16 protein-coding genes are annotated in these 15,485 nt (G+C 66.9%); 11 read left to right on the top strand and 5 right to left on the bottom strand.

The genetic code is table 11. The annotated features are described in order from the left end of the window. Positions 1-49: 49 nt before the first annotated feature. Positions 50-595, top strand: a complete 546-nt coding sequence (locus BOS5A_RS15455; RefSeq protein ID WP_151955782.1) for a response regulator — start codon at positions 50-52, stop codon at positions 593-595. Here BOS5A_RS15455 and BOS5A_RS15450 read toward each other — a convergent pair. Next, complete coding sequence (locus tag BOS5A_RS15450) at positions 592-1,515, bottom strand: L-threonylcarbamoyladenylate synthase (RefSeq protein ID WP_151955781.1); 924 nt, start codon at positions 1,513-1,515, stop codon at positions 592-594. The genes BOS5A_RS15455 and BOS5A_RS15450 overlap by 4 nt on opposite strands. Positions 1,516-1,562: 47 nt before the next feature. On the opposite strand from BOS5A_RS15450, the gene BOS5A_RS15445 reads away from it, so the two are divergent. Together BOS5A_RS15445 and BOS5A_RS15440 are read left to right on the top strand one after the other, a co-directional pair. After that, entirely contained in the window at positions 1,563-3,278 is a 1,716-nt protein-coding gene (locus BOS5A_RS15445; RefSeq protein WP_151955780.1) for an acyl-CoA dehydrogenase, read from the top strand. A gap of 100 nt (positions 3,279-3,378) precedes the next feature. Then, positions 3,379-4,197 carry an arylamine N-acetyltransferase family protein gene (locus BOS5A_RS15440; protein ID WP_151955779.1) on the top strand — a complete coding sequence of 273 codons (819 nt, stop codon included), beginning with the start codon at positions 3,379-3,381 and terminating at the stop codon, positions 4,195-4,197. 142 nt (positions 4,198-4,339) lie between these two features. Here BOS5A_RS15440 and BOS5A_RS15435 read toward each other — a convergent pair whose 3' ends face one another. Beyond that, the gene (locus BOS5A_RS15435; RefSeq protein ID WP_151955778.1) at positions 4,340-4,693 is read right to left on the bottom strand and encodes a GntR family transcriptional regulator; all 354 of its coding nucleotides are present in this window, start codon (positions 4,691-4,693) and stop codon (positions 4,340-4,342) included. A gap of 37 nt (positions 4,694-4,730) precedes the next feature. Further along, positions 4,731-5,309, bottom strand: coding sequence for a nitroreductase family protein (locus BOS5A_RS15430; protein ID WP_151955777.1), 579 nt, complete (start codon positions 5,307-5,309; stop codon positions 4,731-4,733). Between the two features lie 115 nt (positions 5,310-5,424). Here BOS5A_RS15430 and BOS5A_RS15425 point away from each other — a divergent pair, with 115 nt between their 5' ends. Together BOS5A_RS15425 and BOS5A_RS15420 are read left to right on the top strand one after the other, a co-directional pair. Next, positions 5,425-7,218: a peptide MFS transporter gene (locus tag BOS5A_RS15425; protein ID WP_151955776.1), complete on the top strand. Its 1,794-nt coding sequence runs from the start codon at positions 5,425-5,427 to the stop codon at positions 7,216-7,218. A gap of 41 nt (positions 7,219-7,259) precedes the next feature. Next, positions 7,260-7,952, top strand: a complete 693-nt coding sequence (locus BOS5A_RS15420; protein WP_151955775.1) for an NnrU family protein — start codon at positions 7,260-7,262, stop codon at positions 7,950-7,952. Positions 7,953-8,018: 66 nt separating this feature from the next. On the opposite strand, the gene BOS5A_RS15415 is transcribed toward BOS5A_RS15420, so the two are convergent. Both BOS5A_RS15415 and BOS5A_RS15410 read right to left on the bottom strand, forming a co-directional pair. Then, the gene (locus tag BOS5A_RS15415) at positions 8,019-9,011 is read right to left on the bottom strand and encodes an aldo/keto reductase (RefSeq protein WP_151955774.1); all 993 of its coding nucleotides are present in this window, start codon (positions 9,009-9,011) and stop codon (positions 8,019-8,021) included. Further along, positions 8,989-10,257: a dicarboxylate/amino acid:cation symporter gene (locus BOS5A_RS15410; RefSeq protein WP_151955773.1), complete on the bottom strand. Its 1,269-nt coding sequence runs from the start codon at positions 10,255-10,257 to the stop codon at positions 8,989-8,991. The genes BOS5A_RS15415 and BOS5A_RS15410 overlap by 23 nt, the downstream gene beginning before the upstream one ends. 63 nt (positions 10,258-10,320) lie before the next feature. Between BOS5A_RS15410 and glmM the strand changes: the two genes are divergently transcribed. From glmM to BOS5A_RS15380, 6 genes are all read left to right on the top strand, one after another. Beyond that, positions 10,321-11,661: a phosphoglucosamine mutase gene (glmM, locus tag BOS5A_RS15405; protein WP_151955772.1), complete on the top strand. Its 1,341-nt coding sequence runs from the start codon at positions 10,321-10,323 to the stop codon at positions 11,659-11,661. 21 nt (positions 11,662-11,682) lie between these two features. Further along, positions 11,683-12,096, top strand: a complete 414-nt coding sequence (locus BOS5A_RS15400) for a GFA family protein (protein WP_151955771.1) — start codon at positions 11,683-11,685, stop codon at positions 12,094-12,096. 10 nt (positions 12,097-12,106) lie between these two features. Beyond that, the gene (locus tag BOS5A_RS15395) at positions 12,107-12,331 is read left to right on the top strand and encodes a DUF1272 domain-containing protein (protein ID WP_151955770.1); all 225 of its coding nucleotides are present in this window, start codon (positions 12,107-12,109) and stop codon (positions 12,329-12,331) included. After that, on the top strand, positions 12,328-13,521 hold the full coding sequence (locus BOS5A_RS15390; RefSeq protein WP_151955769.1) for a bifunctional hydroxymethylpyrimidine kinase/phosphomethylpyrimidine kinase: 1,194 nt from the start codon (positions 12,328-12,330) through the stop codon (positions 13,519-13,521). Before BOS5A_RS15395 ends, BOS5A_RS15390 begins: the two co-directional genes overlap by 4 nt. Continuing rightward, the gene (locus BOS5A_RS15385) at positions 13,509-14,117 is read left to right on the top strand and encodes a ribonuclease HII (RefSeq protein ID WP_151955768.1); all 609 of its coding nucleotides are present in this window, start codon (positions 13,509-13,511) and stop codon (positions 14,115-14,117) included. The genes BOS5A_RS15390 and BOS5A_RS15385 overlap by 13 nt, the downstream gene beginning before the upstream one ends. 179 nt (positions 14,118-14,296) lie before the next feature. Beyond that, positions 14,297-15,436 (top strand): site-specific DNA-methyltransferase, encoded by a 1,140-nt coding sequence (locus BOS5A_RS15380; protein WP_151956036.1) that lies wholly within the window; start codon positions 14,297-14,299, stop codon positions 15,434-15,436. The last annotated feature ends 49 nt before the right edge of the window (positions 15,437-15,485 follow it).

Raw genomic sequence — 15,485 nt, 5'->3', positions numbered from 1 at the left:
GGGCGCGGTTAGGATCGGCGGCGAGGACCACCCACGCGGGACCGCGCGCATGCACCACCGAAGCATCCTGATCGTCGATGACAGCCGCACCAATCGCGACGTGATGGGCCGCCGGCTGGCCGAACAGGGCTATCTCGTCGCGCTTGCCGAGAATGGCCGCGAGGCGCTCGACATGATTGCCGGCCGCGCATTCGATCTCGTGCTGCTCGATATGGTGATGCCGGGTTTGTCGGGGCTCGACGTGCTCGCCGAAATCCGCGGCGACCGCCAGAACGCCGACCTGCCGGTGGTGATGGTCACCGGCCGCAGCGATGCCGAAGCCGCGGTGCGCGCGCTGGCGGCGGGCGCCGACGACCATATCGCCAAGCCCTTCACCTTTGACGTGCTGTTCGCCCGCGTCGCGCGCGTGCTGGCGCGTGGGCGCCGGCTTGCGGACCTGAAGCGCGCCAATGCCGCGCTTGACGCGCGCATTGCGGTGCGCGCGATGGAATTGGGGGAGGCCCGATCCGACCTGGCGATCGCGCGGACCGACCGGGAGCGCCTCGTCGCGTCGCTCGCGGCCCTGCATGACGAGGTGACGCGGCTGCGAGGCTAACGATGCGCCGCCCGGCGCAGACGGTCGTTGATCGCGGCACCGATGCCGTGGTCGGGAATCGGTGCGACGGCGATCCCGGCGCGATCGCTGGCGTCTGCGCGGTGGAGCGCGTCGAACAGCTTCGCCGCCGCCTCGATCAGGTCGCCGCTCGCCGATAGCGTCGCGTCGCCCATGACTTCACCGAAACCGATGAGCCATTCATCCGATTTCCGTGATGCGACATCCAGGCGGAGCGGTTTGCGCGGCGCGTAATGGCTCGCCAGTTGCCCCGGCGCGGTGATTTCGCCTTCAGTCTCGACGCGAAACGCCGGCAACCCGAGCGCCTCACTTGATAGGGGGCCCGGCCGCAGGATCACGCCGTCGTGGACGATAGTCGATTCCAGCCCCGCCGCGCAGGCCCCATCGTCAATAATCAGCGCCACGCGCGCGCCGAGGCTTGCGGCGACATGCTCCGCCCGCGTCGGACTGATCGCATTGCTGGCGTTCGCGGAGGGCGCCGCGAGCGGTCGCCCGCACGCAGCCAGCAGCGCCTGCATCGCGCGGTGGCCTGGGACACGCAGCGCGATCGTGTCCAGCCCGGCGGTCACCGCCCGCGCAATCCCGGCGTCGGCGCGAAGCGGGAGGACGAGGGTCAGCGGCCCGGGCCAGAACCGCGTAGCGAGTCCGCGCGCACGGTCGTCGAACACCGCGATCCGCTCCGCCGCGGCCAGATCGGCGACGTGGACGATCAGCGGGTTGAAACTCGGCCTGCCTTTCGCCGCATATATTGCAGCGACCGCGTCGCTCCGGGTCGCGTCGCCGGCGAGACCGTAGACCGTTTCCGTCGGAGTCGCGACCACGTCGCCGTGCGCGATGGCCGCCGTCGCTTCCGCAATCGCGGCCTCGCCGTAGGGTAAGATGCGGGGGGCTGGATCGGCCATTCGCGAGGGCTATAGCGAGGCACGACGCGAACGATAAGAGACCCGCCATGCCCTATACCCCTGCGACCGCCGAACAGCGTTTCGTCCTCGATACCGTCGTCGGGATCGGGGAGCTCGGCGCGACCGAACGCTTTGCCGCGGCCAGCGACGACGTGATCGATGCGGTGCTGGAGGGCGCGGGGCAGTTCGCAGCCGGCGAATGGGCGCCGCTCAACCACGCCGGCGACACGGTCGGCGCGAAATGGACGCCCGACGGCGTGCGGATGCCGGACGGCTATGGGCGGGCTTACCAAGACTATGTCGATGGCGGCTGGGGTACGATCGGCGTGCCGGAGGCGCATGGCGGGCAGGGGCTGCCCTTCGCGATCCAGACCGCGGTGCTGGAGACGCTAGGCACCGCGAACATGGGCTTTGCGCTCTGCCCGACGCTGACCGTCGGCGCGATCGAGGCGCTGGCGCATCACGGCACGCAGGCCCAGCAGGCGCTGTATCTGCCCCACCTCGCCACCGGTGCGTGGACGGGCACGATGAACCTAACCGAATCGCAGGCGGGCAGCGATGTGGGGGCCCTGCGCACGGTGGCGACGCCGCGTGGCGACGGGACATGGAGCATCAAGGGCACGAAGATCTTCATCTCCTTCGGCGATCACGACATGGCGGAGAACATCGTCCACCTCGTCCTTGCCCGCACCCCCGATGCGCCCGCGGGCACGCGCGGCATATCGCTGTTCCTCGTGCCCAAATATCGTCTCGATGCGGAAGGACGGCCGGGCGACTTCAACGATGTCCGCACCGTGTCGATCGAACACAAGATGGGGCTCCACGCGTCGCCCACCTGCGTGCTGTCGTTCGGCGATCACGACGATTGCATCGGCGAGCTGATCGGCCCCGAACATGGCGGGATGCGCGCGATGTTCACGATGATGAACAACGCGCGGCTCAATGTCGGTTTGCAGGGTGTGCAGGTGGCGGAAGCCGCGACGCAGAAGGCGGTGGAATATGCCCGCGAGCGAATCCAGTCGTCCCGCGCGGGGTCGCAAGATCGCACGCCCGTCGCGATCATCGAGCATCCGGACGTTCGCCGGATGCTGCTGCGGATGAAGGCGCAGACCCAGGCCGCGCGGGCGCTCGTCTATTACGCCGCAGGGCAGGTCGACCGCGCCGCGCTGGGTGACGAAGCGGCGAACGACCGGCTGGAGGTGATGACCCCGCTTGCCAAGGCACACGGCACCGATCTGGGCAATGAGGTCGCGAGCCTCGGCGTCCAGATCCATGGCGGCATGGGCTATATCGAGGAGACAGGCGCCGCGCAGTATTTCCGCGATGCGCGGATAACGCCGATCTACGAGGGGACGAACGGCATCCAGGCCGCCGATCTGGTCGGGCGCAAGCTTGGCTTGCGCGGTGGCGCGGCATTCGCGAGCCTCATCGCCGACATACGGGCCGAGGCGAAGGATGCGCAGCTGCTGGCGCTGGTGGCCGCGTGCGAGACTGTGGGGCTCCGCCTCGTGGCAGCCGAGGCCGACGACAAGCTTGCGGCAAGCTACCCCTTCCTGACGATGCTGTCGGTCGCATCCTGCGGCTGGCTGCTGGAACGACAGGCGCGCGCCGCGACCGGCGACGATGCGTTCGCGCAGATAAAGCGCGCTGCGGTGCGCTTCTATCTCGAACAGATCGTGCCCGAGGCGCTTGGGCTGGAAGCGGCGGCGTCCGCGAGTGCTGAGGTGCTGTATGAGGTCGAAGCGAACGTGTTCGCAGCCTGATGTATCCCCGCGAAGGCGGGGATCCAGCCTGGGCTCCCGCCTTCGCGGGAGCACATTGAAGTTGGGTGACGCCGCCCGTTCTGGTCGCTAATCACCCGCCATGTTCGATCTCGACGCCTATTTCGCGCGCATCCATCTTCCCGCACGCCCGACCCTGGACGAATACGGCCTCGCCGCGCTCCAGCGCGCGCACCGGCTGGCGACTCCGTTCGAAAATCTCGATGTCATCCTCGGGCGCGGCATCCGGATCGATTCCGCGTCGGTTTTCGCCAAGCTGGTGACGGCCAGGCGCGGCGGGTACTGCTTCGAGCAGAACCGCCTGTTTCTCGACGCGCTTGCTGCGATCGGTTTCGAGGCGCGCGCGGTGCTGGCGCGGGTGTGGCTCGTCGCGACCGAGCCGCCGCCGCTCACCCATACGCTCGCGCTCGTGCGGATCGACGGGAAGGACTGGATCGCCGACGCCGGTTTCGGCGGCAGCTACGCGCCGCCGATGCCGCTTGTCGAAGGCGCCGAGGTGGAAGCAAGCGATGGCGCGCATTTTCGCCTCCAGCGCGATCCCGATTACGGCTGGATGCTGCTTCGGAGCGGCGAGCCAGCCACCACCGATGGCCGCGGTGCGGGCGAGGGCTGGCGCCCGCAATTCAGCTTCACGACGCTGGAAGTCTGGGAATCGGACCTCGCGATGGGCAACCATTGGTCCGCGACTGCACCCGCGAGCCGCTTCACCCAGCATCGCATCGTCAGCATCGTCCTGCCACATGGCTTCGCACGACTGACCGACCGCGACTATCGCCGCTGGGCCGGTGGCGACGACACCGCCGCCGTCATCAGCGACCCGCGCGTTTACCGGATGCGCCTGAGCATGATGTTCGGAATCGATCTGAGCGCGGACGAGGTGGCGGCGTTGGGGGTGATCTGACCATCGTCATCCCAGCGAAGGCTGGGATCCATGTCTCTCACGCATGGCACACCCACCAGATATTGACCCCAGCCTTCGGCCGATGGCCGAAGTTCATCCTGAGCGCCTGCCTTGCAGGCAGTCGAAGGGCTGGGGTAACGAATTACACCCGCTCGCCGAGCAGTTCCTCCGCATCCAGCCCAAGCAACGCGATATGCGCGCGAATCCGTGGCCACTGTGTCTTCACGAAGCTGTCGCGCTCCGCGATGCGCAGTTTTTCCGCGGCGCCCGGCAGCACGAACATGCCGACGCCGCGGCGAACCTCAACATAGCCATCGTCCTGGAAGCTCTGATAGGCCTTGGCGACCGTCAGCGGGTTCGCACCGTGTTCGGCCGCAAGCGCGCGGACGGAGGGAAGCTGGTCGCCAGCGCGAAATTCGCCGCGCAGGATCGCTGCGGAAATGGTGCCGCGTAACCGGATATAGACCGGGCTGTCGTCACTGCTCAGCGCTGTCATGCTGCCTTACTACACCAACTGGCGGTTTCGTCGAGTCCTAAACTGTCCATTCCCGGACAATGCTGTCCAGTTCCGGACGCGGCCGTTCATCGAGCGGGCGCCCCGGCGTGCCGAGAAACAGGAACCCCGCGATCCGCTCCGGCGCCGCGCCGAACGCGTCGCGCACCGCATCCGAATAGGCCGCCCAGCCGGTGAGCCAGCCCCCAGCAAATCCCATCGCGTGCGCCGCGTGGAGCAGGTTCATGCACGCCGCCCCCGCCGACAATTCCTGTTCCCAGAGCGGAATGTGGCTTTCCGGGCGGGGGGAGGACAATGCCACGACCAACGCTGGCGCTTGGCGCGCGAACTGCTCGATCGCCTCGATCTCCAGCCGCGCCGCCTGCGGACGATCGGCCAGGTAAGCTTCCACCAAGGTCCGCGCGAGCGCATCGCGTTGGTCCGCGCGCACGATGACGAAGCGCCAAGGTGCGAGCTTGCCGTGATCGGGCGTGCGCGCGGCAACCGCAAGAATCTCGCGCAACTGTTGCGGCGATGGCCCCGGCGCAACGAGATCGCGCGGCTTGCCCGACCGGCGAGTCTTGAGGAGCGAGAGCGGGGTCGAACGGTCGTTGAACATGGCCGCGCATCTAAGCGCCAACGCGCCCCATTTACACCCGCCGCATTCACGTTAGTCTCGCGCGCAACAAAATTGCCGCATTCGTCGGCATGCAGAATTCAGGAGCGTAAGCGTAATGGTGGACACCCCGACCGCGGATACCCCGCGCGAGCCGGATATCAGTCGCGTCAATCCGGCCAGCGAGGCGACATGGTTCGGCCATCCCCGCCAGCTCGCGCGGCTGTTCACCACCGAGATGTGGGAACGCTTCGGCTATTACGGGATGCGGGCGCTCCTGACGCTCTATCTCACCAAGCATTTCATCTTCGACGATCGCACCGCGACCGGGCTTTACGGCGGCTACACCGCGCTCGTGTATCTGACCCCGCTCGTCGGCGGGTATCTCGCCGACCAGTATCTCGGTTCGAAGCGCGCGGTGAAGTTCGGCGCGATCGTCATGGCGCTCGGCTATTTCGTGCTGTGCTTCGGTGGCCAGACCGCCAAGCCCTTCGCGACGATCGACGGCCAGCGCTATGAAGTGCAGGTCCAGGAACAGGCGGGCGCGGAGACGCGCTACATCGTCGACGGCGCGAACAAGCTCCAGATCAAGGGGAACGACGACGGCACCGTCTCGCTGCTCGACGGCGCGGGGGCCGAGGCGCGCAAGGTCGACAAGGGCGGCTTCGTCTCCGACGCGGACCGCAGCCCCTTCTACGTGATGGTCATGCTGATCGCGCTCAGCATGGTGTCGATCGGCAACGGCTTCTTCAAACCCAACATCTCGACGATGGTCGGGGAACTCTACGAACAGGGCGACCGACGACGCGACAGCGGGTTCACGATTTTCTACATGGGGATCAACCTCGGCTCGCTCTTCTCGCAGCTTTTGTGTCCCTTCCTCGCCGATGCGGTCGGCTGGTGGGCCGGCTTCGGCCTCGCCGCGCTGGGCATGCTGTTTTCCTGGACTCTCATCCAGTTCGATGGCGGGCGGCTGAACGGCTATGGCGAGCCGCCGGTGCGTGCGGGCAAGGACAAGGCGCTGCTGATCTACATCTGCGCGCTGGCGTTCATCCCCGTCTTCTACTTCCTCTACACCAACCTGATGGCCGCGACCGAGGCGCCGGTCGGATCGGGTATCCTCGGCTATGTCGCGTCGCTGCCGCTGATGGGCAAATTGCTCTTCGGCACTTTCCTGATCTCGGTGCCGGGCATCCTGGTCTGGTCGGCAAAGGTCGGTGACCGGCGCGAGTTCCAGATGATGGTCGCCGCGATGATCCTCATCGTCTTCAATGTCGTGTTCTGGACGCTGTTCGAACAGGCTGGGTCGAGCCTTACCCTGTTTGCGGATCGCAACACGGACCTGTCGATCTTCGGGTTGTTCAGCATTTCCGCCGGGCAGACGCAGTTCTTCAACGCCTTCTTCATCGTCGCGCTCGCGCCGGTCATGTCGGTGCTGTGGACGACGCTGGCGAAGCGGGGGATGGAGCCGACGATCCCGGTGAAGTTCGGCGTCGCGCTGATCGGCGTCGGCCTTGGCTTTCTGTTCCTCGTCTGGGGCGGGCAGTTCGCTGGGTCCGATTTCAAGGTCGCGATCTGGTGGCTCGCCGGGCTCTACCTGATCCACAGCTTTGCGGAGCTCTGCATCTCGCCGGTGGGCCTATCGATGATCACGAAGCTGTCGATCGCGCGGATCGTCGGGCTGATGATGGGCGTCTGGTTCCTCTCGATCTCGGTCGCGCAATATGTCGCGGGCGTCGTCGCCCAGGTGGCGAGCGTCGAGACGGTCGGCGGGCAGGTGACGAACCTGAAGGTCAGCCTGGACACCTATAACGGTGTCTTCTGGGCAATCGGTCTCGTCGCGGCAGGGATTGGCGTGTTCCTCCTCCTGATCTCGCCGGTCATCAAGAAGTGGATGCACGGCGTCCAGTGATCGGATAGCCTCCTCCGGTCGGTGGCTGGGGAGGCGGTTCGATGGAAGGCACGGTTCAGGTCGCGGTGGCCGCCGCAGCGTTCGTCGGCACGCATTTCCTGCTGTCGCACCCCTTGCGCGCGCCGCTCGTTGCGCGGCTGGGGGCGGGTGGGTTCCTCGGCGTCTATTCCCTCGTCGCGTTTGCGACCCTGATCTGGGTCGCGCTCGCCTACCGCGCGGCACCGATTCAGCCGCTGCTCTGGCCGGTCGGCGATGGCCTGTGGGCGATCGTCACGGTCGTGATGTTGCTGGCAAGCATCCTCCTGATGGGGTCGCTCATCCGCAACCCCGCGCTTCCGGGGCCGCCCGCCGCGGCGAAGGCGGTGCCCGAGGCGCGCGGCGTCTTTGCGATCACCCGCCACCCGATGATGTGGGCGTTCGCGCTCTGGGCGCTCTGTCACATCGCGGTTTTTCCCGATCCGTCGAATATCGTCGTCGCCGCCGCGATCCTGATCCTCGCGCTCGTCGGCGCGGCCATGCAGGACCGCAAGAAGGAGGCGCTCGATCCCGACTTCTGGCGTGCCTGGGAGGCGAAGACGAGCTACTGGCCCTTCGCCGCGATCGCAGCGGGGCGAGCGAAGCTCGGCGGGTTCGGCATGCACGCGCTTGCGGGCGGCGTGGTGATCTGGCTCGCCGCGACGTGGGCGCACCTGCCGCTGGCCGGATGGGCAGCGGGGATTTGGCGGTGGACATAGTAGTCTGCACCTCCGCGAAGGCGGGGGTCCAGTCTGGGCTCCCGCCTTCGCGGGAGCACATATCACCTACAGCCGCACCATCGCCATCATCTGCTCGCGGTAGCGCGGGCCCGCCGTGCCGCCCCGGGGTGCCGCGGCGTCCAGCTTCGCCAGATCGTCCGCCGACAGCGCCACATCCACCGCGGCCATCGAATCCTCCAGCGTCGCGCGGCGCTTCGACCCTGGGATCGGCACCACATCGCTCCCTTGCGCCAGCAACCACGCGAGCGCGATCTGCGCCGGGCTTACCCCGTAAGCGTCGGCGATCCCCTTAACGACCCCGACTACTCCCATGTTCTTCGCAAAATTCTCTTCCGAATAGCGTGGGTCGTTCAGCCGGTAATCGCCCTCCGGCAAGTCGCTGCGGCTGGTGATCTGCCCGGTCAGAAATCCACGGCCAAGCGGGCTGTAAGGCACGAAGCCGATGCCGAGTTCGCGGCACGTCGGCAGGATTTCTTCTTCAATATCGCGTTCCCAGAGCGAATATTCGCTTTGCAGCGCCGCGATCGGGTGGACGGCGGCGGCCTTGCGCAGCGTCGCCGCACCCGCTTCGGACAGTCCGAGGTGGCGGACCTTGCCCTCCTTCACGAGGTCGGCCATCGCGCCGACCGTCTCCTCGATCGGCACCTTGGGGTCGACACGGTGCTGGTAGAACAGGTCGATCGTCTCGATGCCCAGCCGCTTCAGCGATCCCTCGCACGCGGCCCGGACGTTGGCGGGGGAGGAGTCGGTGCCGCGCGCCGCGCCGTCCTCGATCCGGAAACCGAATTTGGTCGCGATGACCAGCCCGTCGCGCTTGCCCCTGATCGCACGGCCGACCAGCTCTTCGTTGGCGTGGGGCCCGTAGATTTCGGCGGTGTCGAAAAAGGTGACGCCCAGGTCGATCGCGCGGTGGATCGTCGCGATGCTCTCGTCGGCGTTCGCGGCGCCGTACATGTTCTTGCCGACACCCGCCATCGGCATGCAGCCGAGACCGAGCGCGGATACGGTCAGATCGTCACTCAGCGTGCGCTGCTTCATCGGATAGTCCTTCGCTGTTCGCGTCGCCGCTCCGCGCACTGACGGTGGTGGTGACCGCGACGTCCATCGTCACATTGCCGACGGTGCGAAAGAGATCGGGAATCGTTTCGACTGCTACAAGGAGTCCCAGCGCCTCGATCGGCACGCCCATCGCGATCGAGACCGGCGCGACGCTCGCGAAGAAGCTGATCGTGCCGGGCAGGCTCACCGATCCCATCGTCGTGATCGCCGCCGTCGCAACGCCCGCAGCCAGTTGGCCGGGACCGATCGGCACGCCCAGCCAGTGCGCGACATAGAGCGCGACCGCGAGGTTCATCGCCGGACTCGTCGCGCGGAAGATCGCCACTGCGATCGGCAGAACGATGCCCGCGGTTGCCTCCGACGCGCCGAGCTCGCGCGACCCCTTGAGCATGGCGGGCAGGGTAGCGAGCGAGGACTGGGTGCTGATCGCGACCGCCTGCGCCGGCGCGACCGCGCGCGCGAACCGGGCCAGTCCAACGCGACCGCCGACCATCCCGACCGGATAGGCCGCCAGCAAAACGATGAACCCGATCGATGAGACGATGACGATATAGTGGATGAGCGCACCGAACGCCGCCGCCCCCGTCCGCGCGCCGACGCCGTAGGCCAGCGCGAAGATGCCGATCGGGGCGAGCTTCAGCACCCAGCCGATGATGACCAGCATCGCATCGACGAGCGCGCTGAACAGATCGGTCAGCAGCTTGCGCGGCTCGGGCGGCAGCTGGGTGATCGCAAAGGCGAAGACGATGGTGAAGACGGTGAGCGGAAGATACGCATCGGCAGAGGCAGCAGCGACGATGTTGGTCGGCACGATCGTGTCGAAGAACGCCGAAAGCCCCGGCGGCGTGCCGAGCGGCTTCGTGCTGGTCAGTGCGGAGCGCAGCGCGGCGGACCACGCCTCGGGCATCGGCCAGAGCTTCAGCAGGAGCGGCATCACCGCCGCCGACATCAACGTCGTCGTCCACAGGATCACCACGAACAGGACGATGCCGCGAAACGCGATCCGCCCCGCGCGCGCCGCATCGGCTGTCGCGCCAACGCCCTTCACGAGCAGCCCGACGACCAAGGGCACGATGACCATCTGCAGGCCGTGCAGCCACGCCTCGCCGATCGGCTGGGTGACCGCGGTCGCCGCCATCGCCGCATCCCGCGCAAAGGCGACGGCGGCGATGCCCAGGATCAGGCCGAAAATCAGGGCAGTCAGGATCCGTGTGGCCTGGGACATGCTCGCGCTTCACTCTCTCTTCGACTATCAGCAGGCCGAACAGCGGAACGGACGCAGGCGCAGATGGCAAGGAAATATTTCGGAACCGACGGGATTCGCGGGCTGACCAACATCGCTCCGATGACCGCGGAGATGGCGATGAAGGTCGGCATGGCGGCGGGCGCGCACTTCCTGCGCGGCGGGCACCGCCACCGGGTCGTCATCGGCAAGGACACGCGGCTGTCAGGCTATATGCTCGAATCGGCGATGGTCGCGGGGTTCACCAGCGTCGGCATGGACGTCGTGCTGCTCGGCCCCATGCCCACCCCGGCGGTGGCGATGCTGACCACTTCGATGCGTGCCGATATCGGCGTGATGATCTCGGCCAGCCACAACCCGTTCGCGGACAATGGCATCAAGCTCTTCGGCCCCGACGGCTACAAGCTGAGCGATGCCGACGAACTGGCGATCGAGGCCTTGCTCGACAGCGAAGTGAAGCTTGCGCCCGCCGCCGAGATCGGCCGCGCGCGGCGCGTGGACGACGCGCAAGGGCGCTACATCCATTTCGCCAAATCGACTTTCCCGAGCGATCTGCGGCTCGACGGCCTGAAGATCGTGATCGATTGCGCTAACGGCGCCGCCTATCGCGTCGCGCCCTCCGCGCTTTGGGAACTCGGTGCGGAAATCGTCGCGATCGGGGTCACCCCCAATGGCCGCAACATCAACGATCAGGTCGGATCGACCGCACCACAGACGCTTTCCGAAACCGTCGTCGCGTCGGGCGCGGACATCGGCATCGCGCTCGACGGCGACGCCGACCGGCTCATCGTCGTCGATGAAACCGGCGCGGTCGTCGATGGCGACCAGCTGATGGCGACGATCGCCGCCGGATGGGCACGCGCCGGGCGGCTCCAGGGCGGCGGGCTCGTCGCGACGGTGATGTCGAACCTCGGGCTCGAACGACATCTGTCGGCGCAGGGCCTCGGCCTCGTGCGCACCGGGGTCGGCGACCGCTACGTGCTCGAGAAGATGCGGTCGAGCGGCTATAATGTCGGCGGCGAGCAGTCCGGGCACATCATCCTCAGCGATTATGCGACGACCGGCGACGGCCTCGTCGCCGCGCTCCAGATCCTCGCCGAGCTGAAGCGCGCCGGAGCCCCCGCGAGCGAGGTTCTCCACCGCTTCGAGCCCCTGCCGCAACTCCTCAAGAACGTCCGCTTCGAACGTGGCGCGAAGCCGCTCGACAAGGATGCGGTAAAGGCCGTGATCGCCGAGGCGGAGGCCGAGCTCGACGGCAAGGGCCGCGTCCTCATCCGCGCATCGGGCACCGAACCGGTGATCCGGGTGATGGCGGAGGGCGACGACGACGCGCAGGTCACGCGCGTGGTCGATCGCATCTGCGACGCGGTGCGCGCGGCCGCCTGAAACCGGAAGAGGAGCAGCGGGATGAAGCAGACCTATCACGGCAGCTGCCATTGCAAGGCGGTAACGTTCGAGGCGGATATCGATCTCGACCAGGGCACCGGCAAGTGCAACTGCACCGTCTGCTGGAAACAGCGGATGTGGAACGCGGGCCAGCTCAAGCCCGAGGATTTCCGCCTGCTGTCGGGTGAGGACGTGCTTACCGACTATGGCCGGTCGGGTGATTGGGGCGAGGGGCATCACCGCTTCTGCTCAAAATGCGGTATCGCCACCCATGGCCACGGCCGGATCGAGGCGATGGGCGGCGACTATGTCTCGGTCCATCTTGCTGCGCTGGATGATCTGACGGTCGATGATCTCGTCGCCGCTCCCGTCACCTATATGGACGGCCTCCACGATAATTGGTGGAATCCGCCAGCCGACACCCGGCACCTGTGAGGGGCGCGCGATGCTGACGATGCGCCCCGATTGCGAACGCTGCGGCGCCGATTTGCCGGCCGATGCGCCGGGCGCGTTCATCTGTTCGTTCGAATGCACCTTCTGCGCGGCTTGCGCCGATGCACTCGACGAGCACTGTCCCAATTGCGGCGGCGAGCTGCTCGATCGGCCGACGCGGACCGGCGATCGGCTCAAGCGCTACCCTGCCTCGACGGAGCGTCGGTTCAAGGGATGACGCCGCGTATCCTCATCATCGCCGGCTCCGATTCGGGGGGCGGCGCGGGCATTCAGGCCGACATCAAGACGGTGACGATGCTCGGCGGTCACGCGATGACGGCGGTGACGGCGATCACCGCGCAGAACACGCTCGGCGTTCAGGCGGTGCACCCGGTGCCAACGGATATGGTCGTCGCGCAGATGCGGTCGTGCATCGACGATATCGGCGTCGATGCGGTGAAGATCGGGATGATCGGGTCGGCTGAGACGGCGGACGCAGTGGCCGAGGTTCTGGAGCGAATGTGTTCCCGCGAAGGCGGGAACCCAGACTGGGCTCCCGCCTTCGCGGGAACACATCGGCCGGTTCCTATCGTCTTCGATCCGGTGATGGTCGCCACTTCGGGTGCCATTCTTGCCGACTCCGCGACGATCGCCGCGTTCGACCGTCTGATGCGCCTCGCCACGGTTGTGACACCGAACCTTCCCGAACTCGAAGCACTCGGCGGCGAGGCGGCCGTCCGTGCCACAGTCGCTGCGCTACTCGTGAAGGGCGGTCACCGCGACGGCAACCTCCTCACCGACCGCCTCATCGAGGCCGACGGGCGTGAACACCGTTGGGAGGACGCGCGTATTGCGACCACCTCCACCCACGGCACCGGTTGCACACTCGCCAGCGCGATCGCCGAGGGTCTCGGCCGCGGGATGGCGCTTCCTGATGCGATCGCCCGCGCGCGGCTGTTCGTGCGGATCGCGCTCCACGAAGCCCCCGGCCTCGGCGGCGGGCACGGCCCGATGGGGCATCAGTGCGTCCGGCTCGACTGCGACCTTGGCGGCATCATGGCCAATCAGGTCACGCTGCCGGCGATCGATCACGCTGCATCTTTCGCTTTCTACCGCGCGCTCGGCCTCACCCCGATCGTCGACAGCGATGGCCGCTATGCCCGCTTCGAGAGCGCCGGCGGCACGACATTGTCGATCGAAGCGACGGACGAGATCGATGGCCGATCCGTCATTTTCCTCGAATGCGGCGATTTCGACGCGGCCGTATCGGCGGCCCGCGCCGCCGGCATCGCGGTCGCCGATCCGGTCGATCAGACCTGGGGCTGGCGCGAGGCGCGGCTGGTCGATCCCGCTGGCAATGCGCTGTGCCTCTATCAGGCTGGCGAAAACCGCCGCTTCCCGCCATGGCGGCTCGCATGCCCGGACTGAAGCACGAGAAGCTCTGCCTCGCCCCCGTCGCCGGGGTCGATGAGGCGGGCAGGGGACCGCTCGCGGGACCGGTCGTCGCGGCGGCCGTCATTCTGCCCGCAAAAGGTATCCCGCGCGGGATCAATGATTCGAAGAAGCTGCCCGCCACCGAGCGCGCCCGCCTCTGCGCGCGGCTACACGGCTGCGCGATCGTCGGCATCGGCATCGTCGAGCCGGCCGAGATCGACACGCTCAACATCTACTGGGCGACGATGAAGGCGATGACGCTGGCGGTCGAGGCTCTTGAGAAGGTGGGCGGCTGCCCGCCCGGCCACGTCCTTGTCGATGGCAACCGTCTGCCGCGCTGGACCTGGCAAGCCACCGCAATCGTCGGCGGCGACGCGAAGTCGCTATCCATCGCGGCTGCCTCGATCGTCGCGAAGCACACCCGCGACGAGATCATGATCCGCGCGGCCGAGGCGCATCCGCATTACGGCTGGCATTCGAACAAGGGCTATGGCGCGCCCGATCATCTGCGTGCTCTGCGCGAATTTGGCCCGTCGCCGCTTCATCGGCGGAGCTTCGCACCCGTTGCGCAGGCAGAACTTCCGCTGTGAGTCTTTTGAGTCACACCGCAACGGGTTGAGTCCCGCGGCATCTGCCAGACTCAACATCTGGGCGAGTGCCGAAATGTTCGCGGGCGTTAACGAATTGGTGAGGTCGATCATTAACCAATGAACGCTTGACGGATTCCGCGTTCGCCGACGATCTGGCGGGCCAAGAGCGGGGGGACATGATGGGTGCTGTAGGGACGATCGCGCGGCCACGCGCCCAAAAGGTGCTGAGACCTCAGGTCGGGGCGGTGCTGCCGCTCGACCAGATCCTGCAGGACGATTGCATCGAGGCGATGCGGTCGCTCCCGGCCAAGTCGGTCGACATGATCTTCGCCGATCCGCCGTATAATCTCCAGCTTGGTGGCGATCTCAACCGCCCCGACGGCAGCCATGTCGATGCCGTGACCGATGACTGGGACAAGTTCGATTCGCTCTCGGCCTACGACGCCTTCACCCGCGCGTGGCTGGCGGAGGCGCGGCGTATTCTGAAAGACGACGGCACGATCTGGGTGATCGGCAGCTACCACAACATCTTCAAGGTCGGCTCGGCGATCCAGGACCTCGGCTTCTGGATCCTCAACGACATTATCTGGCGCAAGGCCAACCCGATGCCCAACTTCAAGGGCACGCGCTTCACCAACGCCCACGAAACGCTGATCTGGGCCTCGACCGGCGAAAAGGCGAAATACACCTTCAACTACCGCAGCATGAAGACGCTGAACGACGAGCTCCAGATGCGCAGCGATTGGGAATTCCCGATCTGCGGCGGGCAGGAGCGGCTGAAGCGCGACGGGGTGAAGGTGCACCCGACGCAGAAGCCCGAGGCGCTGATCTACCGCGTGCTTCTCGCCTGCACCAAGCCCGGCGATGTGGTGCTTGACCCGTTTTTCGGCACCGGCACGACCGGCGCGGTCGCGAAGCGCCTCGGCCGGCGCTGGATCGGGATCGAGCGCGAGGGCTTCTACATTGATGCCGCGCAGGAACGTATCGCTGCAGCGCTGCCGCTGGACGAATCGGCGCTCGCGACGATGCAGAGCCCCAAGGCTCAGCCCAAGGTGGCGTTCGGGACGCTGGTCGAGACGGGGTATCTGATGCCGGGCGCCATCCTGCACGACACGAAGCGGCGCTGGCGGGTGACGGTGCGCGCCGACGGATCGCTGCTGAGCGACTGCGGGCAGACCGGCTCGATCCACAAGCTGGGCGCGGCGCTCCAGGGCGCGCCGGCGTGCAATGGCTGGACATTCTGGCATCACGACGATGCGGGCGCGCTGAAACCGATCGATACGCTGCGGCAGACGTATCTGCTCGCGACGCAGCCTTGACGACGCAGATCGGAGCAAAGATGAATCCGCCTCCGCTAGGCGGGATGTG

This window comes from Sphingomonas sp. EC-HK361, from assembly GCF_902498785.1.
Lineage (GTDB): Bacteria > Pseudomonadota > Alphaproteobacteria > Sphingomonadales > Sphingomonadaceae > Sphingomonas.
This window is presented reverse-complemented; position numbering and strand designations above follow the sequence as displayed.